The following is a 25509-nucleotide window of genomic DNA, read 5'->3' as shown; positions in this document are numbered from 1 at the left end:
GTTATTGCTCCTTAATACGGAAAAAACCGTTACGCTGGTGGACCGCTTCTGGTGCTGTTCCAGTCTTATCACGCACTACAAACGATGCATCTGATTCAAACCATGCCTTACTAGGGAAACTAAAGCGCTGCTTGGGGATACGTGATAATGATTTTGCACCCATTTTTTTGTAAGCAACTTGGTTTGCTTGGGGTAACAAGGCAGCAGGCGTTACTTTATCCGTAGTGGGTAATGCTCTAATTTTCATCCAAGAAATCGCTTCAAATACCATGTTAGAAGCATTCTGGGGGGTCCATCTTTTCAATGAGTCGTCAGGGGGTACGCAGAGCAAAAGACAATGGGGCGACTCAGCTTGAGGAGTGTCATAATTAATTGCTAAAGCAGCAGCCTGATGGTCTGCAGGGCGCTGCTCTGACCATTCATCAACGACAAAGCCCAGTGCAGTAGCTGAACGCTTCACTGTGAACTCTTCTCCAATCATTACACCAAAATGGCGTGACCTCGGCGCTTCCTTTTCACTTCTTTGATCCGCGTCTTCACTAATATCATCTGCACCCGTCGCAGCATCAGAAACACTAAAAGCCTGCATAGAAGGTAGCAAATCTAGCAACGCACTCGCTTTTGAAATAAGCCCTCGAACGGCAGCCCAATCCTTTAACGTGCCTTTAACAGAACTAGCGCCAGACAATTCTGGGTTTAATGCATTATCACGCGGATAAGGCGGCAATATTTTAAGCGCATCACCATCTAAAGCACCCGAAATGGCAGAGACTAATGTATTCAATGCTTTTCTAGCATCAGATACCGCTTGAGCGGCAGAGCTCGAGGTTTCAGATAAAGCCGACATTAATTTAGACCGCCGCTTTGCAAGTCGTCTTTCTAGCTCAATGAGATGCTCTTCAATTTGCCCCGTGTCGGATATCGCCTCCTGAAGTAAAATTGGTCTTAATGCTGATGGCTCAGACCATGATGAAGCATGAGTTAGAATATCGGTTAATGCTCTTCGCTTAAGTTCCGCACGATTTAAAGCCAACCCAATTTCAGAGTCATGGACACCGCTTTTAAGTAACTCCGAAGCCACGTCAATAGTTTGAACAAACTGTCGCCGACAGACTGTTAATTGATTGATATCATGGCTTAAACGGTTGAGCATTGTATTCGCACGATGCCTTAATTTGACTACCGCACCTGCTATAGTTTGAACTTCAGTTTGTTCGGTTAATGTATGCTCTGGTAACGCAGCAGCATTGATATCTGCCGGTTCAATAGCCCGCCCTTTTTGAATAACCCCGCGGAGTAGGTCTGCTTTATCTAAAAGTGATGCAACGCTGGTCGAACCAACACTAAAATCAAACTCAATATTTAGTTCATTTGAAAAAAAACGCTCAAGAGTTAATCCTAAATGATCGCCCATAGCAGGGTTTCGTAGCCAACTTTCAAGCAATCTATTTTGAAGCCTGATATCGATTTCACTTTTACCCCCAATCACTAAATCAATAGGGCTTATACCGAGGTCAGAACGCAGGTTCATAACAACTGATAACGCACCCTCAGGGTTATCTAGTGATGATACCTGAACGTTAATATTAGCCGAATCAAAGCCTGATAGTGCTTGTTGTGCTAAGGCCGCAATAGCGGGTTCTGCGACTGCTCTGAGTGAGTCATTCTCCGTAATTTCTGTCTCTTCAAGCATCATAGAGACTCGATGGCTAGACCCCTGTCCATGACGCTGACACTTCAAGAATACCGGTTCGCCAGGTATATGCCCGCCAGACAGCACTTGCAACCAAGCACTAGCAGCTGAAACAGCACCCTGCGCTCGTTGATGAACAGCCTCAGCCATGACTAAATCGGATAACGCATCAAAATCGTTATAAAGCTGCTTTCTAAGACTTAACAAAGGTTTTCGGTTTTCGCCAACCGCGAGTGATGAAATAACGGATTCAAGAAAAGCTAAACCATCAAATACCCGTCGACCTGCTGGCGACTCTTTACCCTCTGATTCAGCGCTTGAGTTCATATTTACAACAGGGAACCGCTCACGAATAAAGGGAATTAACGAACTTTTATTTAAGTCATGAAGAAAGCGCTCACCTCTCAGACCTAGAGCTTCACCTACCGTGAGGCCCTTCTTTAATAAGTCAAGTAACGCAAGAGCCCTTCTCGCTCTATTGGAGCGAAGGTTGATCGCAAAAGCACCATTTTCTCTCTGACGAAGGTAAGCAGATCTTAGAACTGCTGCTGTAGTGGCTTGAGCCATTGAGGGTGCTTGAATATAGCCATCGCTGCTACCTGAAACAGACGTCCTTCGTAGTTTTCCGATAAAGCCAAAATACCCCGCACTCAACCCTTCTTGCCCCGTATCGCGCTTCTCTTTTAATCGAGAATACGCAAGCCCTGTTGCCCAAGCATCAACCCGATGCTGAAACAAGTCGACGACTTCCATCATTAGAATTTCTAGTTGCGCATTGCCTCCAGGCCTGGCGGCAATAGTTTCAAGGTGCCTTAATGCTGACGAAAACGTCTTATTGGCTTTACGTAAAGAACTCAATGTCTGCTTAGGGATACGATGACTTCTGTTAGGCCTGAGTTCTGCAATCGCCGAAGCAGACTTACCCATGATAGTACCGTAATCACGCATCATCGCCCGTTTATCTTTGGCTTTAATGGTTTCAAGGTCCCTTAAGCTTTTCACGTTACTGCCGTGTTTTACTTTACTGAGCGTTAATAAACTATTTCTAGTTAACGATATGCGAAGCAGACGATACAGCAAAGGCCAAACCCTATCTTGGCTAGTAGGGTCAGGAAGCCGGTTTAAAGCCAATGTTCTAAGTTCTTTTAAGTACACCTCTGGCCGCTGCCGTCTTCTGGAACCGCTTACATAAGGGCACCCTATCGCTCGAGTGTTATCACTGCCTTCATCAGTCACATCAAGACGCACTGAGACACGATTACTTTTTAAAATAGCATCCAATTTGTCTGTAGCATAAGCATCATCAGGCTCCAATATAGGCACGACTTCGTCTGCGTGATAAGGCGCAAAATGTCGAATAATGGAAGAGGCACTCTGTATAAAGTTATTAATTGCATGCGCACCATTATCGCCACTATTTACGAATCTCAGTTTTTTTACATCTGTCATTGCCGTTATGCCGTATGCATTTCGACCTGAGCGAATAGGCGAAAAAACACCTCGAGCAACAATAGATGAGGCCAGTACCTCAATAAACTTGTTTTCGTCGACACCACTTAAAAATGTTTTTCCGTTTGCATCATCATCTAAAAGCGCAGGTCCTATCAGTTGTAACATGGCTTTGGCGTCTTCGTAAGCAGTATCTCCTGCCCTAACAGCATGATCTAAACTCCCCCCTTCCAGCCCTAATGCTTCCGATAATAAACCCGCTGCGGAATGAGCACGCTTATTTACATCCCCACGCTCATAGTCAGTTGCTTTGTTTAAGTACGCTAGTGAGTCTAGCTTGGGATCAGAGTGAACGGTTCGTTCACCTGCACTATTATTTGTTGGGGTATCCTGTGGCAAGAACTCAAATTCACCATTAGCTATTCGGTCTTTAAGGAGGCTTTCAACTTCAGCCTTTGCATCTTTTGAATGCAGCCCTACCGCAATAATCCAATCAGCATTAAGTGCTACATTAACCGTCTTATGGTCTGATAACTTTAGCCCCATGCCACTTTCAATGGCTGTATCAAAATCAGACAACCAACCACCGAGATCTATGGCATCGTATGTATATGACACTTTACTTCTAACTGAGCCAGTGTTTTGTTCTATCTTGTTGCCCAGACCAATAGACTGTATAACCTCCCCTTTTACCGCAAATAATTCAACGGTATGAGGAAGTGCTGCAATACGACCTATGTTTAACTCCCAACTTTTCTGATCCTGTTTATCAGGCTGACGCTCCGCTATAGAACGTAAAAGGTGAACGGCACGCTGAGGCCCTAAAGTGCTCGCTAATGACTGCCAACCAGAAGCCACTTCTTCTACACTTGTATCCCACCAATTGTGACGACCAATACGTGAAAGAAAGTGATTGATCAGCGCTTTCTCTTGATCATCTGCGGGGACGATGCCTTTTGTTGTAAATGCTTCGTCGGTATACCAACGAAACCATATTTCACTTTTTCGTCGATGAGGCAGCCTACTTTTTTTAATGGGCTGGTTTCTCAATTCGCTCGCCATTTCATTTTTAGCGCTTTCACGCGCTTTTTTAACTTTTATTGAATTACCTTGCCCCATGGCCAATACATTTTTAATTTTCTGAGTGTCAGCCCCTGAGTCCACCATATCTAACTGTTCTGTGTTGTCCACAACCCGATATTCTAATCTCATAGGCATCAACAACAATGGGGAAGCCTCAATAGATGCCTTAACATTTCCTTTAATGGCCCCTATCGGCTTAAATAAATCTGGGTTAATCAAATTTGGATTAACTCGCCCCGCGTTAATAACGCCAGTACGAACTCGGTGCTTTTTATTTACAACCCTTCTACGAGGGTTAATTCTTTTTGTTGGCATTACAGAATCCTCTTCAAGGGTAAAACAGCGGCTATAGGTTTTTGCCACATAGCTCTAGCAATAGATGCCGATGTTTTATTACCTCCCCACAAATCAGCCTCGCCTGAGATATGTATATTTTTATTAAACCTTAAATAGTTCGAACCCGTTAATGGCTGAACGTGACGCCAAGAAAGATCACTCCACTTTTGGGGATGCGAAGATGGCGCCAACGCTGGAGCTAACGGTTTTGCTTTTACTTGGTTGTAGCTTCGGCCTAAAGCAGCAACAGGAAACGGCAGCGGTAACGTTGAATACGCTTGGCGCTCTATGCGTACTTGTGCTGAGCCCACATCTAAACCAAATCTGAGTTGACCAACGGGCTCATAAATAACAAAGAATGTTTTGTCTTTTTGTGTATCAGACAGCACTCTATCTCGTGGTACATCAAACCCATAATAAGCGACATCCTGCCCAAGTTTCCCAAAAAAAGCAGGCTCATGCCGTGGGCTATCATCTTGCTTCCAGGTTGTATTTTTTGCCTCATTTAGCATAACGAGCGGTAAACCTAATTTTCGAATCACGTCACCTCGAATAACCACGACTAACGCATTTTCTGTTGAACTCGCTTTTGCCGTATCATTTTTACCGAGCAATCCTCCCCATTGATGAATAGGCTTAATATCATTACCGCTTTCATCACTTGGCAATAAGCCTCTATCCCAAAACCGACTAAAAATTGTGCCTCGCATATCTGTAGGGTATTCACGCCAGCGCAACTCATCATTCATAGCATGGTTAGCACCGACCATAAATGACTCAATAAACATTCGATTTTCATCAAAAATAGCCACCGTATTATTAGGTAAATGAGATACGCCCGGTAACAAACTATCTTTTGAAAACGCCGTTAAATAGTTAGCCAATGGAAGAGGGACAACAGGTGAACGGTAAACAGGCGCCACCTTTTTTCTCTCAATATCAGTTAAACCTGAGACAGTAAAGCGGGCTTTGGCTTCTGGTAATGCATAGAGCGTATTTGAGATTTCTTTTACATATTCGTGGCTACTAAATTGCGAAATGGGTGTCACCAGTGTTCGTGGCCGAACAGCACCATTAAAACTATTTTCACCTAAAATATTCTTAAGACTACGGCCCAGTGCACCTTTCACCCCCTTATGAGAGAGTATACTTTGGCGACGTTTTATAGCGGTATTTAATATACCTGGCGAAATAGTAGATATTTTTGAGGCTGCCATATCACCCGGTATTTGAGGTGAAGGAATTGTTTTTAGTTCTCGGTTGTTATTACTTGTGGTTTGACGAACAGGCCTCTTTGCAGAGATTCGTCTAAGGTTTCTGCTGGCAAAAGATGAGGGTATGCCATTATTTCGAATATTATCCAGCATGGCTTTTCCTTTGCTATCGACAATATAAGGCAGCAATGGCTCAGATAATACTAACGAAACATCGGAAGGTAATTTAACAAAGTGCTTTTGCACCAGTTTGCCTGTCAGCTCTTTGGCTAATCTTAAACGCGCCAAACGCTTATTTGCTTCTAAAACATCTTTATATTGTCGCCAGCAAATTTTTGAAAATTCTTCTTGGTTTTTACGAACAGTTTCTGCACCCAGTGCAGCGACCTGGCGCATTTTTAAATCGAGGTTGATTCGATCAAACCATTTATTCTGCCTGGCTCTACTTTCAACCACCCTTGTTTCATGACGGAAGTGATGCCCATAAGCAGGAAATGAAACGAGAGGGTCTTCATCATCATGGTCTTCTAGCTCGCCTGAGATTCTCTCTTTTAGAGTATTAACCATTTTTGACGCCAGTACAGTGTCAGTATTATATTGCTCTACTAAACTGCCTGGTTGCTTTAAAGCCCCTTGTAACTCAAACTGCGCACCTCGTTTTTGATAACCTAGATAATACCCTGGATTAGCGGCTGAGATCTTAGTTGTTGCACCAGCCTCGTCGACACCATCTGCTTTGAATGCCGTTAAGCGACGCAATAGCACTTCAAGGTCTTCCAATGCATTAGTGTTAAATCTAGACTGCAGGTAAAACGGCAGTGTAACCGCGTCACCCGAATTGCTATCCCATGCCGATGCTGAACCTGCGTCAAGTACGTTCCCTGCCCCCATGCCAGCAAGTACGCCACACTGATAATTTGGCACTAAAAACAAATAGTACGCTACCTGGGGATCTAACTTTCGAAAACACATCAACCGAGAGAAGCCCCTAGCTTCATCCTCGGCTAAAACACCCACCGGATCATTTGAGCCTTGCTCAGCCAAATTAACCTGTGAGTGGGCTGTAGCCCATGCATCATTTAAGTTAGGTAAAGACTGACTAGCACTATGAATCCGTATACGCGGCAGTGGCCCCATCCCTTGATCAATAAAGTCAAACTCGTCAGGTTTTAGCGCAAGTAATGATAACCAGGGTCGATTACGACGAGAGACACCATTATCTAATGAAAAACGCCAAGGAAAATCTACATCTACAAATTCAACAAAGGGGAAATAGTTAGGTTCGAAACCCCGTAAACCTTGCTGAGGTTCTATTCTGGCAATTTGGTCAGGCGACACTGATACAACATCGCCAGGACCTTTTAAGTTCGCTGTGATTGCAATATCTGACCCTATAGCGGCAGATGAAGCACCCGGTGAGGCTGATATTTTGAGGTCATATGATAGCGTTAACTGGCTGCGATTATTCCCTTTTGCGTCAGCAGCTAAACGGGTTTTAAAACTGGGTAAAAAAGCAAAGTGTGAGTTCATCTGCTAATTCCTTAACTGAGCCGCAGCAATATAATCTGCAACAACCGGGTTGGCTTCAAGCTGAATGGCGTCGTCGGATACCCAAAAAGCCTGACTCAAATTAGTATGTGAAAAATCTGCTTGGCGTAGCGTTCTATCAATTAAACTATTATCAACACGACCAACAGACTGAGTGGCAAGTTCAGAAAACTGTTTCTGCCTTACAAAACTAGTCTCCTCAACAACAATAATGTCTTCAGGTTTTATTTGACCAATAATGCTGCCTCTCGAACGGAAATGAAGCTCTTGATGCCCTCTCATAAATCGAGTAATTAAGGCATCATCAAGGTTAAAGTGCGGTGTTATTTTCAAAACATCGTCACGCTCATCTTCTACTGGAATCTCAATAACTTCATATTCATATTCGGCTGTAATTTCAGCCCCTGTCTTAGTAACAAGCTCATCAGCCTTTAATTCAAAACCAGCTTTATATTTTTCAAATGCTGCCGAACGAAGCTTTTCATCTTCGGTTAGGCTAAAAAAATGTCCTCTAACAAAGTCTTGTTTAATTTCGCTAACGTTTACTTCCCGACCTTGACTAAAGACCTTTAAATCAAGCTTATTCGGCCCCACAACCGTAGCATCACCAATTTTTTGTATCGAAACACCTAACGGTAAAGCTCGCTGCATAAAACGCAAACCACCAACAGGGTCTACAGCAGAACTGCTTTCATCAGACGACCTGAATGACACGCCACTAGACCTGCCTGAAGGTGCTACGGTCTCAAATCCTTTAGATTCCAAAAGCGCTGATCGAAGTGCTGTGATGGCATTTACCGTAGCCTCGGGCAACGTCTGACGCGCTCCCCAGGTATGCTTCACATTAAAATCCACATCAATACCAAATACAGTGACCCATACTTTACCGTCTATTTTGAATGTATTAGGCCCTGTAAAACGGATGCTAAAACCAAGCCCACACACCGTATCGCCATCCACCAATAACCTAAGCCCTCCTCCTAGACGGGTATCAAAAGCAAACGGGTTAAAGTAAATGAGCGCATCAAAATAGATTTCTCCTTCTGCCGCAAGCCTGCCTACCAGCCATACTTTTGGGCCTTTAGCATAAAGGTCTGCGCGAGCACCAAACTGTAGCGAGTTTAAAGTAACGGCTTGGTATGCAGATAATGTAATCTTAGGATTATTAGTACCAAAATTAATCGATAAACGCCTTAAATTCGGCAAACCAGGAGGGATAGGGTATTCTGGGTGGAATCCGCCAAAGGAGGCTAGATGCTCTATTCGGTTAGCCCAACCAGTTCTAATGGCGGCATCGCCTGATACTGCAAACGTTAAAATGCGAGACCCTTGCAACGTCGCATCAAAACTAAGCGTGCCTGCAGCAAAATCTATCTCGCCCATAAATGATAAATTAAGAGCGACTAATGCACTCTCTTTAGTAGGAAGATTGCACCCAAGACCGCCCAATATAACCAAGCGAACTTCATCACCCACTTCCAGAATAAGCCCAAGTTTGACATCTACCAATACAGGTTGTCCCCAGGCGATTTTCATTACCGGTCCCGCTAAATGCTGCCCTTCTTTTGCGGGTAAAATTTCCGCCATATCATCTAATATCGTTTTAGCATTGGCGATAGGATTAGAGGGGAACAACAAGTTATCTAAACGCCCTTCATATAGCACATCGCGCAAGGCATCGGTGTTACACGTTCTATTAATACCTATCACGCCACCAACACCCGTTAAGAAGAACCCATAACCAAGCGGTAAACTAAACTCTCCAAATATAGATGCAGCCATAGAGAAGCCGTCACGGCCATTAGGCAGTTGGGTGTTCAAGATGCCAAACGCAGAAAAACCAAATGACTCAAATTCTAACGCCAGCGCTCCTCGGTATTCATGTTCATCTATCGATAAAAAGCCACCGCCCCCAACAGGGCTAAAATCGAGGGCAACGGCATACCCTGTCGGAGGCTGAAAACCAAAATCAAGATCATACTGGCCAAGCAACCCCGTATTTTGTTGGTTTTTTTCTACTGAAATTACGACGCCCATATTTTCAGCATAAGCATATAAAGGACCAAGCGTGGCGTCTGCAGTTATAGCTAACGTAACATCAACATCAGACTCCCAGTCCAACGCCAAACTAACCTCGTATATAGACACAGGCCCCAAGTCAAGATCAAGAGGCACCGTCACTGATAAGCGAGTGCCACCATCAAAATAAACACCACGCCCGTTTCTCCACCCCATAAGTACCGAGCCTAGGGTGATATCAATCGGTTCCGAAATAATCGCCCCTAAAAAACCATCGCTCGATAAGTCTACCGTTGCTGAAAGGCCTTCAACACCACCAGCAATATAAAAGTCACCTGTGAGATGACCACCTACGGAGGCAACAATCGCATTAGCTTGAATGCGCGTTGAATCAGCGTCCCCAACAAAAATAATAGGTTCATTGTCTTGTTTGGCATACTTAAGTCCATACTCAAAAGAGGCATTTACCGTCCCACCCGTGAGCATATCAATGCCCTCTGGCGACAAGTTTAAGTAAGCGCCGCCTGTCGCACTTCCCGTAAAGGACGCACTAAAGCTCAGGTTTTCAGTAATATCTTTTTCAGCCGAAGCATGTCCTTTGGCATACGGTGAGACTGCGAGGCCTAATCGTTCAGGTATATTAAGGTCTCCTGAGGGTATAACTTTAATGCCTACTTCATTAGCAAAAATAGGCTCGCCATCGACACCATCGGAGTCAAATTCATCTTGAAATAAAGGTAGAACCGCTTGAGGAGTAACAACAGTTGGGTCGGTATTTTTAAGAAATACAGACAATTCTGCAGGAGTTAAATCTTGCTCGTAAGCTAAAACCGTTTTAGTAGACTCAACCAAACCCACGAGGTTGTTAATTGCTTTTTCATAGTCAAAGTACTTTTCATCGCCACTCGATGGCTTACCTGCCCAACCATAAACATCGTAAGCCCACTCGCCTGTCTCTTTTACAAACGTCCCCAAACGATCCCAACGCAGGGTAATCTGCGTGAAAGCATACTGTCTTACATCTGCACTAGCAGGAGATGAACCGGGCCGAGATGATTCAATTTCTTTTGTCTCAATAACCCCTAAGGCTTTCAATAAACCCGATGCAACAGGAATACGAGAACTTAAATACCGAGCCACTAAATAATCGAAAACCTCTAGCATAAAATCAGTACTATCAGTCACGATCACCCTTACATCATCGTTATCCACCAAACGTTGAATAGCGCTGAAAAGCTCCCTTGCAACTATCACTACATCCATTTGGCTAATATCGCCATCAAAGATATCGCCAAACGTATCAGTCAGCGAAGGCGTTATATTGGTTAGTGTATTAAACAAACTCGCTATATCAGCAGAGGCTACGTCATAACCAAACTGTCGAAAAAATAAAGTACAACTCTCTTCGCTGTCTAGTAGCTGGGTTAGTGGTTCTGCAAAAGAAAGCAACTCATTTAAAAAATTGGGCGTCTGTGGCATAAGAATAACCTTTTCCGCAAAGTTGAGTTATAGAGATGACTTAGCTGGTAAGGATTGCTGCAACAATTTCTGTGCATCAAGAATTCCAGCGCCACATTTACTTGTGTCCCAACCGGCCGGTGTATGACACGAATTGATGAGCACTCTCTTGAATGCAGCAAACAATAAAGGTTTAGTATATTTTCTGATTAATGCATCGCGCCCATGATATGCCTGCCACATAGCGCATGCAGCAGCAGTAATGGCGGTTGCGTAAGACGTACCACTACCTTGCTCAATGGTATAAACACCTTTAAGCAGCAAGTAATCGCCATAATTAGTCTTTCGACTTACACGAGTTGATTTTCCATGCCACACCCCTACTCCAGGTGCCGTGATATCGACTGCCTGACCATAAAATCCTACATCATATTTAGCGCCTGTTGAGTCACACGCAGCAACACAGATAGTATCTTCACTTTTTCCAGGGTAAACAGGGCTCTGCCAGTCGGGCTGCATGAATTTCTTTCCTTGACCTGCAGCGGAACAAACAATAATTCCGCAAGATTTAGCCCTTTTCAGCGCAATCCTCAGACAGTCATTTGGCGCACCAAGCTCAACAGAACCTAAACTTATAGAAATAACACCTACAGGAATGGTTTTACTTAGATAGCAGGCGTAATGAATAGCACGAGCCAAAGAAGCATCGCCCGAATCCCCCAAAAATACATCATTGGTCACTCGGCAAGGTATCAGGTTAACTTTTGGCGCTGCACCATTAACCCCCCGAATGCCTATGCCTGGCGAGGGAGCCCCCCACTCGCTCATCATAACAGTACCCGTATGCGTCCCATGCCCTGGTGCAACAAGCCCCTGATAAGTCTCATGGGCGGTTTGATATTTTGCGTACGGCCCAACAAAGCACCGATCTAAAGATCGGTCAGTCGAGACTCTTCCGCCATCTAGCAACTCAGGGTGTTCGGTGTAACCAGTGTCAGGATGAACAACGTAAATACCCTCACCCTTGCTTTTGCCGCCAGCGGGTGGAGTCAGAGCCCATGCACTATCGAAATTAGAAAACTTAATAGCCCAGTCATGATCATTAACAGATTCATTAGACTTAAGTCCAGTAGTCATTGTTTGCTCCAGAACCAATAAAAAATTAATAATTTTCTATAGCTTGAAACTACAAAAGCACAGCATAAGCTGCACTTTTACTACGAGTATTTTGGTAGGGATACACCCTTAAAGGGCGTGAGGAGCGTACTACGCTTTAGATCAATTATCGCTTCTGTTAACAGCTATTCCATACCGTTAGCTAAAACCGCATTAACATAAACTTACATGCAAGCTTGAAAACTTTCAAGCTTTAAAAAATAAAAACCAGATACTTGCATTTTAAGTTTCGATACCATTCTTCTTTGAAAGGTTCAATAAGAGCAGTAGATACCGTAGGGGCAGGCGAAAACACAGAATCTACGCATGGCGAGCCTGTAGAATTATTTATCTAAATCGTTGTTAGTTGACCTAGTCTTCGATTAAATACTCATCAGTTTACTACGGTATTTATGAGGAAGGGTTCTTTAAAATCTTGATGGATGGCACAAAGTAATTTATTTGTAAATCGACCGCATAATTCGGAATGATTCCGAACCTTTCATGGTACTTTGATAGAAATACCAAAGCATTATGGTTCATAACAATATAGCGTCCCGCCTTTAATTTCAAAGGATCAGGGGGAATAATCTCGAGCGATCAGTGTAATTCGAAAGATAATGATTTTTTGGGCCTCGCATAAATCGACGGAGCGGAACTTGCAACTACAGTAAGCTCGATTTAGTGATATTTAAAGTGATACGATATGCCGAAGAGCAATTAATCTGTAGCATATTAAAGCCACTAACTATCAGCGCCTTACCTAACATAAATGGACGAAATTAAAGTGATATCTTTCGGCCTGTTTTGCAACCAACATTACTCCCAGTTCAAAGTTTTGTCATTTTTATGTATAGCTAACTCAATAACACTATAGACCTTTGCACTAGCGTGAGCCCCTCTCGGTGTATCACTAAACAACCAGCTCTTGCGACCGATTACGAACGGTCGGATAGCATTCTCTGCTATGTTGTTATCGATATTCAAGCGGCCATCTTCCAAGTAGATCGTCAGACGTGACCAGTATTTGTGCAGATAATTCAGGGCCTTTCCCAATAATGTGGTTAGCGGGACAGCAGGCAAGGTTTTATCCAACCAGTGCCGCAGTTTTTCGAGCACGGGTTTCGCCTTCTCTTGGCGCATTTGATAGCGGATTTCTGGTGTCGAATCTTGATAAGCTCGCTCTAGCCCACACAGCTTGCCAATCATATCGATAGCAACATCAACTTTACTACGCGTTTTGGCCTTAGCTTTGGGTTGTTTTGTTCTAGAATTATCGTTCGATATATCACAGCGGCTGATGTGACATAGCGACTCTTTTTGAACTTAATTATAACGCAATTTTTTCAGTCTCATAAAACGCCAAATCAGTAAAGCCTTTCGCTATGAGCGTATCCTTAACTTGCTGATGAACAATTATCGCATTTGTTGACTCAGCTAGTCGAAAAAACAAAATTTCATTAGTTTTATCATTATCAATGGTCAAACCATCAAAATCTACATCGTGCCTAGCTGGGCCATTAGGATGTACTGTTGCGTTTGACTTTTCCATATCTGCAGCAGAAACCAATCCAATAATATTCACCGATTTATAGTTTTTATATACATCTCCGCTATCTGGATCAGTAATGTGGCAAGGGTAAGTGACTAGATTATCAACGCCGCAGTCTCGAAGTGCTTCAAGCAACTTATCGCTGAATATTGGCGCAGAAGCTCGGAGAAATGATGGCATATGATGGCTATCATCAGTGGAATGAGGATTGTAGGGCCGCAAAGTGAAGGTTATTGGGTTAGGGATTTGTTCCCTTTCAGGAATAACGTTTCCTTGTCGCCAATAAAACCAGTCAACCAACGGTTGATTTGTTCCTTTTGATGCATCTATCCACCGGCCTACACAATCGCGATCAAATAAATAATAATTAGCCATTATAACGCCTATTCTATGTGTTTTTTTCGTCTGATTTATGTACTTTATCAGTCATGTAGTCTTTGGTAAATCTAGATGTTAAGCAGTAGAGAGTTATGTCCGGAATTAAGGCACTAAGAAAGAAAAGGTCAATATTACTTCATAAGTCTAGGGATATGAGGTTAAGCCTTAAACTCTTAGTTGAGAAAGTAAAAGCTGCAGACGAAAAATCCCGTAATGTATTGCTAGACAAAGTCGTCTTGAAGAATAAACAATTAATTGATTTACAGGTTGAAATTGATTCAATTTCAGACGAAATAAAGTCAATCAGACCAAAGACCAGTTCAAAGATAAAAAAGGGAGGAAGAGTTCACCCCGTAGCAGGCAGATATGTTGACCCAACTGGTTTTTCTGGCGTTGTACAAGGAGGCTTACCTCAATAATTAAGTTTCATTATAACTCTATGAGGTGTCTATAGAACTAGGGGCGAACCACTCGCTACTTCTAGGTGGACTTGATGGCTCCCCTTAAAAACTTTCTCGCCAAGTATAGTGTTCAAGGTAAACCCTTAAGCCACTTTTATCTGTGAGATAATCATAAACCATAAGGTATCATTTTAACTGCCAAACAGACTAAAGAAATATCATAAGACGCTCAGTAACCCCCTCTCAATGACGTTTAAGTACAAGACTATGTCTATAACCCTATATTTAAACCCTTTAAGGAAAGCTCATACAGGGGTGTTTAAGTGGTAAATAACAAATGGCGAGTTAATGCAGATAATAGAAAGTCCATTAACATTAAAACTCAATAACTCCACTCACTACCGCCGCGTTATACACTGAACGCAAGTTATTGCTTCAGTAAATATCATAAGGCTGCATATGTAAGAATAAGTTTTAGAGGGAGAAACAATACTATATCGAAAAGAAAAAGCTGAGAGAAAAAGAGGAAACTTAAGGTAGTTGTGGTCAATCATTTACCCCCCCGGCCAAGAATCAACCGCTCCTACCGCCACGTTGATATCGGGGGTTTATTGGGGGTATTTAAGGGGGTTAATAATACATGGAAATAAAATATAACTTATAGTATAAAATTATAAATTTTATATATACTTCAGTACTTTATGACCACTTTATATAAACAAAATAATAAAAAATTGGTCGGGACGAGAGGATTTGAACCTCCGACCACATGCACCCCATGCATGTACGCTACCAGGCTGCGCTACGTCCCGAACTATCGTTTAAGGTAATGGGGATCAACCTCAAACGCGTGAGGATAATAACCTAACTCTCTAAATAAATAAAGGCATCTATTATTAATCTATTAGAAATAAAAACGCCCACATAAGCGGGCGTTTTTATTGCTTAGATTACACACAGTATTAACTATTAAGAACCACCAAAACCTCTTCTAATTCAGTAATCATCTGATGAATAATCTGATGATATTGCGTTGAGTCTTCTACGCTATCTTCGTTAGTAAGCTTTTGTTTTGCGCCTCCGATGGTATAACCCTGATCATATAGCAGACTACGGATCTGACGTATAGTCAACACATCTTGTCTCTGATAATAACGTCGATTTCCGCGTCTCTTAACAGGCGACAACTGAGGAAACTCTTGTTCCCAATAGCGTAAAACGTGTGCTTTTACGCTACATAGATCGCTTACCTCACCTATAGTGAAGTAACGTTTGCCCGGTATAGGGGGCAACTCATTATTATGACTGGGTTCCAGCATATGCTTCTACTTTCGCTTTTAACTTTTGTCCCGGACGAAACGTAACCACTCTGCGAGCTGTTATCGGAATTTCTTCACCCGTTTTAGGGTTTCGGCCTGGTCTCTGTTTTTTATCTCGAAGATCAAAGTTCCCGAATCCAGAGAGCTTCACCTGCTCATTATGACCAAGAGAGGATCTGACTTCGTCAAAAAATGACTCAACCATTTCCTTTGCTTCTCTTTTATTCAAGCCTACTTCTTCATAGAGGCGCTCAGCCATATCAGCTTTTGTTAAAGCCCCCATACATTCAACTCCTTAGTATTGCACCAAATCGATCTTTTAATACATCAATGATATCGTTGAAGGTCTGAGTAATTTCATCATCATTAAGTGTTCTTTCGACATGCTGCCAAGTTACTCCGATGGCCAGACTCTTCATTCCTGGCTCAACACCCTGCCCCTGATAAACGTCAAACACTCTCAAATCAATCAGAAAATCACCTGCCTTTTCAATGATTGCAGCTTTAACATCATTAAACTGTATTTCTTTATTAACAATGATAGCTAAATCTCTGCGAACTTCCGGAAATTTCGAAAATTCTTTACATTGCGGCACGTTACCCTTAACGATTTGATTTAAGCATAGCTCAAATAAATAAACCGAGCCATTTAAATTCAGTGATTTATGTATTTCTGGGTGTAAAGCACCTAAATATCCAACTTTTTCACCATTTTTAACAATTTCAGCGGCTTGGCCGGGGTGCAAAGCAGGCAAACTACCCTTTTTGAACTCAAAACCAGTCCCCAAACGCGCAAGAAGCGATTCTAAGTCGGCTTTAACATCAAAAAAATCAACCGAATCACTTCCGCCTGTCCAGTTTTCTGGTAATCGAGTGCCAGAAACCACCCCTGCTAGCATAAGCGGCTGATCGATATCATCACCTTGCTTAACAAAGCGTAACCCCGTCTCGAAAAACCGTACGCGATCTTGTTGACGGTTTTGGTTATACATTAACGCTTTTAATAAGCCTGTCCACAGCGTCGTCCGCATAACTGAAAGATCGGCAGATATTGGATTCGCTAGCGCGATCCCTTCATTTTCAGGGTCTAGCCTCTTTTGTAACTCTGGATCGACAAAACTATAGGTTATAGCTTCTTGATAACCCAATGTGACCAAATGATTTTGAATGTCCGCAATAGGCGTTATAGATTCATCATTAGGTCTTAGTGCAAGACTTCCAACAGGCTTCGTCACCGGCAGATTATTGTAACCGTAGATTCGCCCGACCTCTTCAATTAAGTCAGCCTCAATTGAGATATCAAAACGATATGATGGCACTTTTATGAGCCAACCATCTTTAGTTAATTTATCTACAAACAATCCTAAACGTGTGAGTATTTCTTCGACTTCAGTTCTATCGATACTCAGGCCTAATAACGACTCAACTCGTGCATACCTAAGCTCAACTAGTGACCTAACAGGGAGGTCGGCCTTAGAGACCTTCTCTGATACAGGGCCTGCATCACCACCAACAATATCAAGTAACAACGCAGTTGCTCGCTCGATCATGCTAGCCTGAAGATTAAAGTCTACACCTCGCTCAAAACGGTGTGACGAGTCAGTATGTAGTCCGTATGAACGAGCCTTTCCAGCAATGCTGATAGGTTCAAAAAACGCACATTCTAGGAATATATTGGTGGTACTCTCATTAACGCCTGAATGCGCTCCACCCATAACCCCCGCAATAGCCAATGCCCTTTCTTCATCAGCAATAACCAATGTATTTGAGCGTAACTCAACTTCTTGGCCATCTAACAGTGTTATCTTTTCTTTATCCTCTGCCATCCGTACATTTATTGAACCCGATAAATTATCTAGATCGAATGCATGCATGGGCTGACCAAATTCAAGCAATATGTAATTAGTGACATCAACCACAGGGTCAATACTTCTCAAGCCGCTTCTTCTAAGCTTCTCTTGCATCCATAGAGGTGTTTGTGCATTTACATTAATACCCTTTATGACTCGCCCAATATAGCGTGGGCAATATGCAGGTACATCAACGTTAACCGTAAATGTGTCTTCTATCGTTGGCAAAACAGCCTTCACGTCTGGCTGCTCTACCAATATTTTATTTAACACGCCCACTTCACGCGCTAAACCCGCTATCGATAGACAGTCACTTCTGTTGGGCGTTAAATCAACCTCGATCATACGGTCATTCAGGCTCATATATTCTCTGAAGTCTTGACCGACATTTGCATCTACAGGCAGCTCCATTAGACCATCTGACGCTTCAGATAGCCCTAACTCAGCTTCTGCACAAAGCATTCCCTGAGACTCGACTCCTCTCAGCTTTGCTTTCTTAATTTTGAAATCACCGGGTAAAATCGCACCAATAGTTGCAAAAGGTACTTTTAAACCAGCTCGAACATTCGGCGCACCACACACAACCTGATACGTTTCGTCGCCAGCACTTACCTGGCAAACACTTAATTTATCAGCATCTGGGTGTTTCTCTGTCGATAAAACTTCGCCGACCACAACACCACTAAACTCACCGGCAACAAGTTCTACACCATCAACTTCCAAACCAGCCATGGTAATTTGTGAAACCAATTCTTCGGTACTGATATCGGGATTAACCCATTCCCTAAGCCACTGTTCGCTGAATTTCATTATTCTCTCGCTAATTTGGTATTTGTAGTGGTCAACTAAATTTGTAAGGCTTGTAATGATTTACTTAAACTGATTTAAAAACCGTAAGTCATTTTCAAAAAACAATCTCAGGTCATTTACGCCATAACGCAACATTGCAAGACGCTCAACACCAAGACCAAACGCAAAACCTGAATACTTTTCTGCGTCAACGCCACTAGCTTCAAACACTTTAGGGTGAACCATTCCGCAACCCATTACCTCAAGCCACTTAGTATTGCCATCTGCATCTTCACCCCACTCTATATCAACCTCAGCAGAGGGTTCAGTGAACGGGAAATAAGACGGTCTAAACCTAACTTTAAGGTCTTTCTCAAAAAACACTCTCAAAAACTCTTCAATGGTGCTTTTAAGATCTGCAAAACTAACATTCTCTTCAACTAACAAGCCTTCTACTTGGTGAAACATAGGCGTGTGTGTTTGGTCAGAGTCACAGCGGTAAACACGACCTGGACAGATCATTCTGAACGGAGGCTTACCAATTTCCATTGTACGTATTTGAACAGGAGACGTATGAGTTCTCAGCAACGTGTTTGCATTAAAGTAAAAAGTATCATGCATTGCTCTTGCTGGATGATGACCTGGGATATTGAGTGCTTCAAAGTTGTGGTAGTCATCCTCTATTTCAGGCCCTACTTCAACTGAATAGCCTGATTGAGAAAAGAATTGTTCGATTCGTTGCATGGTACGTGTAACGGGGTGTAGACCACCTAAATCTTGACGTCTACCTGGAAGCGTTACATCTACAGCTTCTGATTCAAGCTTTGCATTTAACTGTGCTTGCTCTAACCCTTGTTTTTTCGCAACAATGACGGTCTGAACTTCTTCTTTAGCTTTGTTTATAAGTGCACCGGCTTTTGGCCGTTCTTCTGAAGAAAGCTTACCCAGAGTCTTCAACTGCTGGGTGATTAGACCTTTCTTACCCAGAAAATCTACGCGGACTTGGTCTAGCTCTTGTATTGTTTGAGCTTTCTCTGCGGCTTCTAGGCCTTGTTTAACTAGTTGATCAAGATTGTCCATCTCACCTTCTCCAAAACAAAAATAGGGGAAGAGCTGCCTCTTCCCCTATTGTTTGACCACATCAATTAAAAAGCACTATCAGTAAAAAATACTGTTAATAACGTAGCACTGATCAATTCATGCTTTTTGCAAACTTCTTACAATCGAGAAATTCGGCTTAAGCAAGCGCTGCTTTAGCGGTTTCTACAACTGCTGCAAATGCATTCTTTTCGTTCATCGCCAAGTCAGCTAGGACTTTACGATCAATTTCAACATTTGCTTTTTTCAGTCCAGCAATCAAACGGCTATATGACAAACCGTTGATACGAGCTCCAGCGTTAATACGCGCGATCCATAGAGCACGGAACTGACGCTTACGCTGACGACGGTCACGGTAAGCATATTGACCTGCTTTGATAACCGCCTGCTTTGCTACTCTAAAGACTCGACTACGAGCTCCATAGTAACCTTTAGCTTGCTTTAGAACTTTCTTATGACGACGACGAGCGACGACACCACGTTTTACGCGAGGCATATTACAATCCTTCTATCTAATCTTTTATAAGGCGATTATTAAGCTAACATACGTCTGATTAATGGAACATCACTCGCTGCTACTTGCTTACAACCACGTAACTGACGCTTACGCTTAGTACTTTTCTTTGTCAGTATGTGGCTGGTGAAGGATTGCTTGTGCTTATATCCGCTAGCTGTTTTTTTAAAGCGCTTTGCTGCCCCGCGCTTGGTTTTCATTTTTGGCATAATACATAACTCCGCATTCGTTAATAAAAGGAGCAACTCAGAAAATAGAAAACCCCTCCAAATACATATTCAAATTTCAAAAAATGAAACTAAATACTCTTCAGAGAGTTCTATTAACGTCAACGTTACTTTTTCTTTTTCGGGGCGATTACCATCATCATCTGCCGACCTTCCATCTTCGGCCTTTGTTCAACAGCACCATACTCTTCCAAATCAACTTCGATTCGGTTAAGTAATTTCATGCCGATCTCCTGATGAGCCATCTCGCGGCCTCGGTAACGAATTGTCACCTTAGCTTTATCCCCGGCTTCAAGGAAACGTATCAGGTTGCGCAGTTTTACCTGATAATCCCCTTCTTCCGTCCCTGGTCTTAATTTGATTTCTTTAACCTGGGTCTGTTTTTGCTTCTTGCGCTGTGCTGCTTTCTGCTTTTTCTCTTCAAAAACCTTTTTACCAAAGTCCATAATTTTACAGACTATTGGATCAGAGTCGGCTATTTGAACCAAGTCGAGACTTGCTTTCTGAGCCATTTCTAAGGCTTCTTCGATAGCTACGACCCCAACTTGGTCACCGTCCGCCCCTATAAGGCGACACTCTGTAGCTGTAATATTTTGGTTAATTGGAGCTTTCTTAGCTCGGCTACCCTGACTATTACGCTTAATTGTTATTACTCCGCTGTAATCCGACCTTTTTTCGCCATTTCGTTTTGGAATACTACTTCAAGCTCTTCCAATGTCATTACACCCAAGTCTTCACCTGTACGAGTGCGAATGGCGACCGTTTTATTTTCTACTTCCTTATCTCCGATAACAAGCAGATAAGGAATCTTGTTTAATGTGTGCTCACGAATTTTAAATCCAATCTTCTCGTTTCTCAAGTCTATATGCACACGATAACCCATATCTTGCAACTTTTCTGACAAATTTTGACAATATTCGTCTTGTCGATCAGTAATATTGAGAATTGCGACCTGTTCTGGCGCTAACCAGAATGGAAATGCACCTTCGTAATGCTCAATCAAAATACCAATAAATCGCTCAAATGAACCCAAAATTGCTCGGTGTAACATCACAGGTGTCTGTCGACTTTGATCATCTGACACATATTGTGCGCTCAAACGACCTGGCATTGAGAAGTCCACTTGTATGGTTCCACACTGCCAAACACGACCGATACAATCTTTTAACGAGAACTCTATTTTTGGACCATAAAAAGCACCTTCACCCGGTAATAATTCCCAATCAAGGCCTTTGCTATTTAATGCTTCTTCTAACGCCGCTTCAGAACGATCCCACACTTCATCTGACCCTACTCGTTTTTCAGGTCGAGTAGACAGTTTCAATAGCACATCGTCAAAACCGAAATCTCGATACACTTCAAATAGAAGGTCTATAAATCGACTTACTTCATCTTGCATCTGCTCTTCTGTACAGAAAATATGAGCATCATCTTGAGTAAAGTTTCTAACTCGCATCAAACCATGCAGCGTACCTGATGGTTCATTACGGTGACATGAGCCAAACTCAGCCAAACGTAACGGGAGATCTTTATGACTTTTTAACCCCTGATTAAATATCTGTACATGGCATGGGCAGTTCATTGGCTTAACTGCATAGTCACGACTTTCAGAGTGGGTCGTGAACATCATATCACTGAACTTGTCCCAGTGTCCTGATTTTTCCCACAACGTACGGTCAACAAGTTGAGGCGTTTTGACCTCCTCGTAGCCCTGACGGTTCAATACGCTACGCATATAATTTTCTAATACGTTATAAATCGTCCAACCTTTTGAATGCCAAAATACCATACCCGGCGCTTCTTCTTGGGTATGAAACAAGTTTAACTTCTTGGCAATTTTTCGGTGGTCTCGCTTTTCAGCTTCTTCAAGTCTGTGAACGTAAGCTTTTAGGTCTTTTTTATTTGACCAAGCTGTCCCGTATACACGGGTTAGCATTTCGTTGTTTGAATCACCACGCCAATATGCACCTGCCACCTTCATTAACTTGAAGTACTTGAGGTTTGATGTTGAAGGCACATGGGGGCCGCGACATAAATCTATAAAGTCGCCCTGACTGTAGAACGAAAGGTCTTGATCACCCGGAATATCTTGTATGATTTCAACTTTATACTTTTCGCCCTTCTTCTCAAATAACGCAACAGCTTCATCACGAGACATAATCGAACGAGAAACAGGCAACCCCTGCTTGGCAATTTCGGTCATTCGTTTTTCTATTAGAACAAGATCATCAGGTGTAAACGTTCGTTCGAAAGCAAAATCATAAAAGAAACCGTCTTCAATGACCGGACCTATAGTTACCTGTGCAGTAGGGAACAATGACTGTGTTGCCATTGCTAAAAGGTGAGCAGTCGAGTGCCGTATTATCTCCAGCCCTTCTTCATCACGGTCGGTTATAATGGCGAGTTCAACATCGCTATCTATTGTGTACGATGTATCAACTAGCTCTCCATTGACCTTACCGGCTAATGCTGCTTTTGCTAACCCTGGACCGATTTCAGCTGCAACGCCTGCAACTGTTGTAGAGCTATCAAAAGAACGCTGACTTCCATCAGGAAGAGTGATGACTGGCATATCATAAACCCCTTTCAGTGGTGATCCCTACTAAAGATCACATGATTAAAAAAATCGAAGGCGCGATTCTAGCAAGATGAAATTGCGAATACCATTAGTTCAAGTGCATTAATTAATAAACATTGCGCTTGTTTAGTGACGCTATCCACAATGTACAAACGAAAAAACAGGCGTCTTGCGCCTGTTTTGATTAAACCACTGAAAGCTAAGCGGGTTGACGCCGCCTGAGCTGATTCCAACCTAGTATTATCAGTAAGAGCAATGCAGGAATAAACATCCACTCTTTGGTTGGCCGGTCGGTTTCTACTTCTAATGCTTTAATTTCCCAATCAAAATCAATGCCAGCCTGTTCAGCCTGAGAGCCAAACCCCATCATATCAACAAACAGCCTTCCGTCTTCATTTCGAAGCTCTAAGCCAGATTCTTTTAAACGTGCTTCAGCGCTATCACCCTCACCCATTGTAAGCATGACACGTTTATTAACCTGATCACCGTCTAGGGTTTCGCCCTCTACAACAACTCTAAGCTGTCCATCCACTGCCGTCCTGTCGATTTCTTCATAGATAACTTGAGCACCAACCTGCTCTAGCGGCGGATAAACCATATCCCACCAAAAACCGGGTCTAAACATGGTAAATGCAATAAGCACCAGAATTAAAGACTCCCAGATTCGAGACTTAACAAGCCAATATCCTTGGGTGGCCGCAGCAAAAACAAGCATCGCAATAACCGCAGATACAATAGTAAGAACTAATTGAAACCAACTATCTATACCGATTAGCAAAAGCTGAGTATTGAAGATAAACATAAACGGTAAAATAGCCGTACGAATATCATAGGTAAAACCCTGAATCCCCGTCCGTATAGGATCAGCCCCTGAGATCGCCGCTGCAGCATACGCAGCTAGCCCTACCGGCGGGGTATCGTCAGCAAGAATCCCAAAATAAAACACGAACAAATGGACAGCTATCAGCGGCACAATCAAGCCATGCTCAGCGCCCAATGCAACAATAACCGGTGCCATCAACGTTGAGACAACGATGTAGTTAGCTGTGGTCGGTAACCCCATTCCCAGTATCAGACTGATAACCGCGGTAAACACCAGCATCATAATCATAGAACCGCCGGATATAAACTCCACAAATTCAGTCATTACCAAGCCGATACCCGTTAAGGTAACCGTGCCCACCACAATACCTGCAGCTGCCGTCGCAACGCCTATTCCAACCATATTTCTTGCGCCCGTTACTAAGGCATGAAAGCAATCATCAACACCTTCTTTAACTGCCTTCAAATAGTCATTCTGGTTTCTGAAAAAACTGAATAACGGCTTCTGTGTTAATACAATAAACACCATAACCAACGTTGCCCAAAAAGCTGATAGTGCGGGCGATCGCTGCTCAACAGCTAGCATCCATACCAATACAACCACTGGCAATAGAAAGTGTAACCCTGCTTTAACCGTAGGGCCAACTTCTGGCAGCTGTGTCATATCTGTAGTGTCGTCATCTATTTCGAGCTCTGGATATTTAGAGGCGTACATAACTAAACCTATATACGCGATCAGTAATAATGGCGTTACGATGTAAGCGACTGAGTCCCCTGCAGCATCTTTGATCCACCCTAAGCCATAATAGACGGCGAGCGTCATAACCATTAAACCGACAAAGACGGTTAAGAACGATAAGAGTTTTTGCGCTACCGTCGTTTTTACTGTTCGAGGAATACCCTTCATGTTCAGTTTGAGTGCTTCAAGGTGAACGATATAAACCAGCGCGACATAAGAAATCAAAGCTGGAAGAATTGCATGCCGTATGACTTCAAGATAAGAAATTCCGACATACTCAACCATCAAGAAGGCTGCAGCCCCCATTATAGGTGGTGTTAGCTGTCCATTTGTGGAAGCAGCAACCTCTACAGCGCCAGCTTTAGTCGCAGGAAAACCAACACGCTTCATCAAAGGAATTGTAAAGGTTCCCGTTGTTACTACGTTCGCAATAGAAGAGCCCGATATAAGTCCACTCAAGCCGCTCGACACAACGGCAGCCTTTGCTGGGCCACCTCTCATATGTCCTAGCAACGAATAGGCGACTTTAATAAAGTAATTACCAGCGCCCGCTCGTTCAAGCAAGGCTCCAAATAAGACAAACAAAAATACAAAGCTGGCAGACACCCCTAAAGCCACACCAAAAACGCCCTCTGTCGTTAGCCACTGGTGAGAAATAGTTTTGCTTAGACTTGCCCCCTTATGCGCAATAACGTCTGGCATGTAAGGCCCACCAAAGGTATAGATCAGGAAAACAATCGCTACGATCATTAACGGTAACCCAAGGCTTCTTCTTGTAGCCTCAAGCAGCAGGATCATCCCAATGACACCTATTACTAGATCAAACGTAACAGGCGCACCCGAACGGCCTGCCAGTTGATTTCTAAACACCAACAAATACATAGCGCTAGCAACGCCAAGAATAGCAAAAACCCAGTCAATAACCGGTATTCTCCCTGTATTGCTTTTGAACATTGGAAATGCCGTAAAGGCTAAAAATAGAGCAAATGACAAATGAATATACTTTGTCTGATCTTCATTAAAGACGCCAAAGTTAAACTCGAAAGGCAATGGAGAGGCAACCCACAACTGAAACAACGACCAGCAGAGCGGGACAATAAGCAAAATTTTAGCAGGGATTCCCGTAGATGCACGCCCCCCTGTCTCTGCTTGAAGAATGCTGTCAATTACTTCTTTATTTTCGGGGTCAATCGCATCATGCGCATGCGGTTTTTCTTCGTTCATAATAAGAAAACACTCTGCTAATTAGAAGGATGTCTGCTAAAACGTTTTTAATAGTCACTTGCT

16 protein-coding genes and 1 tRNA gene are annotated in these 25509 nt (G+C 42.9%); 1 reads left to right on the top strand and 16 read right to left on the bottom strand.

The window, feature by feature from the left end:
• Window position 1: 1 nt before the first annotated feature.
• From NKI27_RS06935 to NKI27_RS06910, 6 genes are all read right to left on the bottom strand, one after another.
• Window positions 2-4540, bottom strand: a complete 4539-nt coding sequence (locus NKI27_RS06935; protein ID WP_265048944.1) for a hypothetical protein — start codon at window positions 4538-4540, stop codon at window positions 2-4.
• Window positions 4540-7305 (bottom strand): hypothetical protein, encoded by a 2766-nt coding sequence (locus NKI27_RS06930; protein ID WP_265048943.1) that lies wholly within the window; start codon window positions 7303-7305, stop codon window positions 4540-4542. Before NKI27_RS06930 ends, NKI27_RS06935 begins: the two co-directional genes overlap by 1 nt.
• Window positions 7306-7308: 3 nt before the next feature.
• Window positions 7309-10821, bottom strand: a complete 3513-nt coding sequence (locus NKI27_RS06925) for a DUF6603 domain-containing protein (RefSeq protein WP_265048942.1) — start codon at window positions 10819-10821, stop codon at window positions 7309-7311.
• Window positions 10822-10848: 27 nt separating this feature from the next.
• Window positions 10849-11937, bottom strand: a complete 1089-nt coding sequence (locus NKI27_RS06920) for a S8 family peptidase (protein ID WP_265048941.1) — start codon at window positions 11935-11937, stop codon at window positions 10849-10851.
• Between the two features lie 837 nt (window positions 11938-12774).
• Entirely contained in the window at window positions 12775-13242 is a 468-nt protein-coding gene (locus NKI27_RS06915) for an IS66 family transposase (RefSeq protein WP_265049484.1), read from the bottom strand.
• Window positions 13243-13285: 43 nt separating this feature from the next.
• Window positions 13286-13882 carry an imm11 family protein gene (locus NKI27_RS06910; protein WP_265048940.1) on the bottom strand — a complete coding sequence of 199 codons (597 nt, stop codon included), beginning with the start codon at window positions 13880-13882 and terminating at the stop codon, window positions 13286-13288.
• A gap of 95 nt (window positions 13883-13977) precedes the next feature.
• Here NKI27_RS06910 and NKI27_RS06905 point away from each other — a divergent pair, with 95 nt between their 5' ends.
• Window positions 13978-14304 carry a hypothetical protein gene (locus NKI27_RS06905; protein ID WP_265048939.1) on the top strand — a complete coding sequence of 109 codons (327 nt, stop codon included), beginning with the start codon at window positions 13978-13980 and terminating at the stop codon, window positions 14302-14304.
• Window positions 14305-15021: 717 nt separating this feature from the next.
• Here NKI27_RS06905 and NKI27_RS06900 read toward each other — a convergent pair.
• From NKI27_RS06900 to NKI27_RS06855, 10 genes are all read right to left on the bottom strand, one after another.
• Window positions 15022-15098 (bottom strand) — tRNA-Pro (locus NKI27_RS06900).
• A 150-nt stretch (window positions 15099-15248) separates the two neighbouring features.
• Window positions 15249-15605 carry a MerR family transcriptional regulator gene (locus NKI27_RS06895; RefSeq protein WP_265048938.1) on the bottom strand — a complete coding sequence of 119 codons (357 nt, stop codon included), beginning with the start codon at window positions 15603-15605 and terminating at the stop codon, window positions 15249-15251.
• Window positions 15586-15888 (bottom strand): integration host factor subunit alpha, encoded by a 303-nt coding sequence (gene ihfA, locus NKI27_RS06890; RefSeq protein ID WP_250658700.1) that lies wholly within the window; start codon window positions 15886-15888, stop codon window positions 15586-15588. The genes NKI27_RS06895 and ihfA overlap by 20 nt, the downstream gene beginning before the upstream one ends.
• Before the next feature lie 4 nt (window positions 15889-15892).
• Window positions 15893-18265, bottom strand: a complete 2373-nt coding sequence (gene pheT, locus NKI27_RS06885) for a phenylalanine--tRNA ligase subunit beta (protein WP_265048937.1) — start codon at window positions 18263-18265, stop codon at window positions 15893-15895.
• A 60-nt stretch (window positions 18266-18325) separates the two neighbouring features.
• Complete coding sequence (gene pheS, locus NKI27_RS06880) at window positions 18326-19324, bottom strand: phenylalanine--tRNA ligase subunit alpha (protein ID WP_265048936.1); 999 nt, start codon at window positions 19322-19324, stop codon at window positions 18326-18328.
• Window positions 19325-19481: 157 nt separating this feature from the next.
• Entirely contained in the window at window positions 19482-19838 is a 357-nt protein-coding gene (gene rplT / locus NKI27_RS06875; protein WP_265048935.1) for a 50S ribosomal protein L20, read from the bottom strand.
• Between the two features lie 38 nt (window positions 19839-19876).
• Window positions 19877-20065, bottom strand: a complete 189-nt coding sequence (gene rpmI / locus NKI27_RS06870; protein WP_265048934.1) for a 50S ribosomal protein L35 — start codon at window positions 20063-20065, stop codon at window positions 19877-19879.
• 125 nt (window positions 20066-20190) lie between these two features.
• A complete protein-coding gene (gene infC, locus NKI27_RS06865) occupies window positions 20191-20733 on the bottom strand; it encodes a translation initiation factor IF-3 (protein ID WP_406803132.1) in 543 nt (180 codons plus the stop codon).
• Window positions 20733-22655, bottom strand: coding sequence for a threonine--tRNA ligase (gene thrS / locus NKI27_RS06860; protein ID WP_265048933.1), 1923 nt, complete (start codon window positions 22653-22655; stop codon window positions 20733-20735). The genes infC and thrS overlap by 1 nt, the downstream gene beginning before the upstream one ends.
• Before the next feature lie 205 nt (window positions 22656-22860).
• Window positions 22861-25446: a TRAP transporter permease gene (locus tag NKI27_RS06855; RefSeq protein ID WP_265048932.1), complete on the bottom strand. Its 2586-nt coding sequence runs from the start codon at window positions 25444-25446 to the stop codon at window positions 22861-22863.
• Window positions 25447-25509: the final 63 nt, after the last annotated feature.

This window comes from Alkalimarinus alittae (assembly GCF_026016465.1).
GTDB classification, from domain to species: Bacteria; Pseudomonadota; Gammaproteobacteria; order Pseudomonadales; family Oleiphilaceae; genus Alkalimarinus; species Alkalimarinus alittae.
The sequence above is the reverse complement of the archived record's forward strand: the minus strand, read 5'-3'. Positions and strand labels throughout refer to the sequence as shown.

What these genes read in the sequence shown, in the direction of transcription:
- rplT (WP_265048935.1), bottom strand. Translation starts at nt 19,838, where the DNA reads ATGCCTCGCGTAAAACGTGGTGTCGTCGCTCGTCGTCGTCATAAGAAA.
- NKI27_RS06935 (WP_265048944.1), bottom strand. Translation starts at nt 4,540, where the DNA reads ATGCCAACAAAAAGAATTAACCCTCGTAGAAGGGTTGTAAATAAAAAG.
- thrS (WP_265048933.1), bottom strand. Translation starts at nt 22,655, where the DNA reads ATGCCAGTCATCACTCTTCCTGATGGAAGTCAGCGTTCTTTTGATAGC.
- rpmI (WP_265048934.1), bottom strand. Translation starts at nt 20,065, where the DNA reads ATGCCAAAAATGAAAACCAAGCGCGGGGCAGCAAAGCGCTTTAAAAAA.
- NKI27_RS06895 (WP_265048938.1), bottom strand. Translation starts at nt 15,605, where the DNA reads ATGCTGGAACCCAGTCATAATAATGAGTTGCCCCCTATACCGGGCAAA.
- NKI27_RS06930 (WP_265048943.1), bottom strand. Translation starts at nt 7,305, where the DNA reads ATGAACTCACACTTTGCTTTTTTACCCAGTTTTAAAACCCGTTTAGCT.
- NKI27_RS06905 (WP_265048939.1), top strand. Translation starts at nt 13,978, where the DNA reads ATGTCCGGAATTAAGGCACTAAGAAAGAAAAGGTCAATATTACTTCAT.
- NKI27_RS06925 (WP_265048942.1), bottom strand. Translation starts at nt 10,821, where the DNA reads ATGCCACAGACGCCCAATTTTTTAAATGAGTTGCTTTCTTTTGCAGAA.
- pheT (WP_265048937.1), bottom strand. Translation starts at nt 18,265, where the DNA reads ATGAAATTCAGCGAACAGTGGCTTAGGGAATGGGTTAATCCCGATATC.
- ihfA (WP_250658700.1), bottom strand. Translation starts at nt 15,888, where the DNA reads ATGGGGGCTTTAACAAAAGCTGATATGGCTGAGCGCCTCTATGAAGAA.
- NKI27_RS06855 (WP_265048932.1), bottom strand. Translation starts at nt 25,446, where the DNA reads ATGAACGAAGAAAAACCGCATGCGCATGATGCGATTGACCCCGAAAAT.
- pheS (WP_265048936.1), bottom strand. Translation starts at nt 19,324, where the DNA reads ATGGACAATCTTGATCAACTAGTTAAACAAGGCCTAGAAGCCGCAGAG.
- NKI27_RS06910 (WP_265048940.1), bottom strand. Translation starts at nt 13,882, where the DNA reads ATGGCTAATTATTATTTATTTGATCGCGATTGTGTAGGCCGGTGGATA.
- NKI27_RS06920 (WP_265048941.1), bottom strand. Translation starts at nt 11,937, where the DNA reads ATGACTACTGGACTTAAGTCTAATGAATCTGTTAATGATCATGACTGG.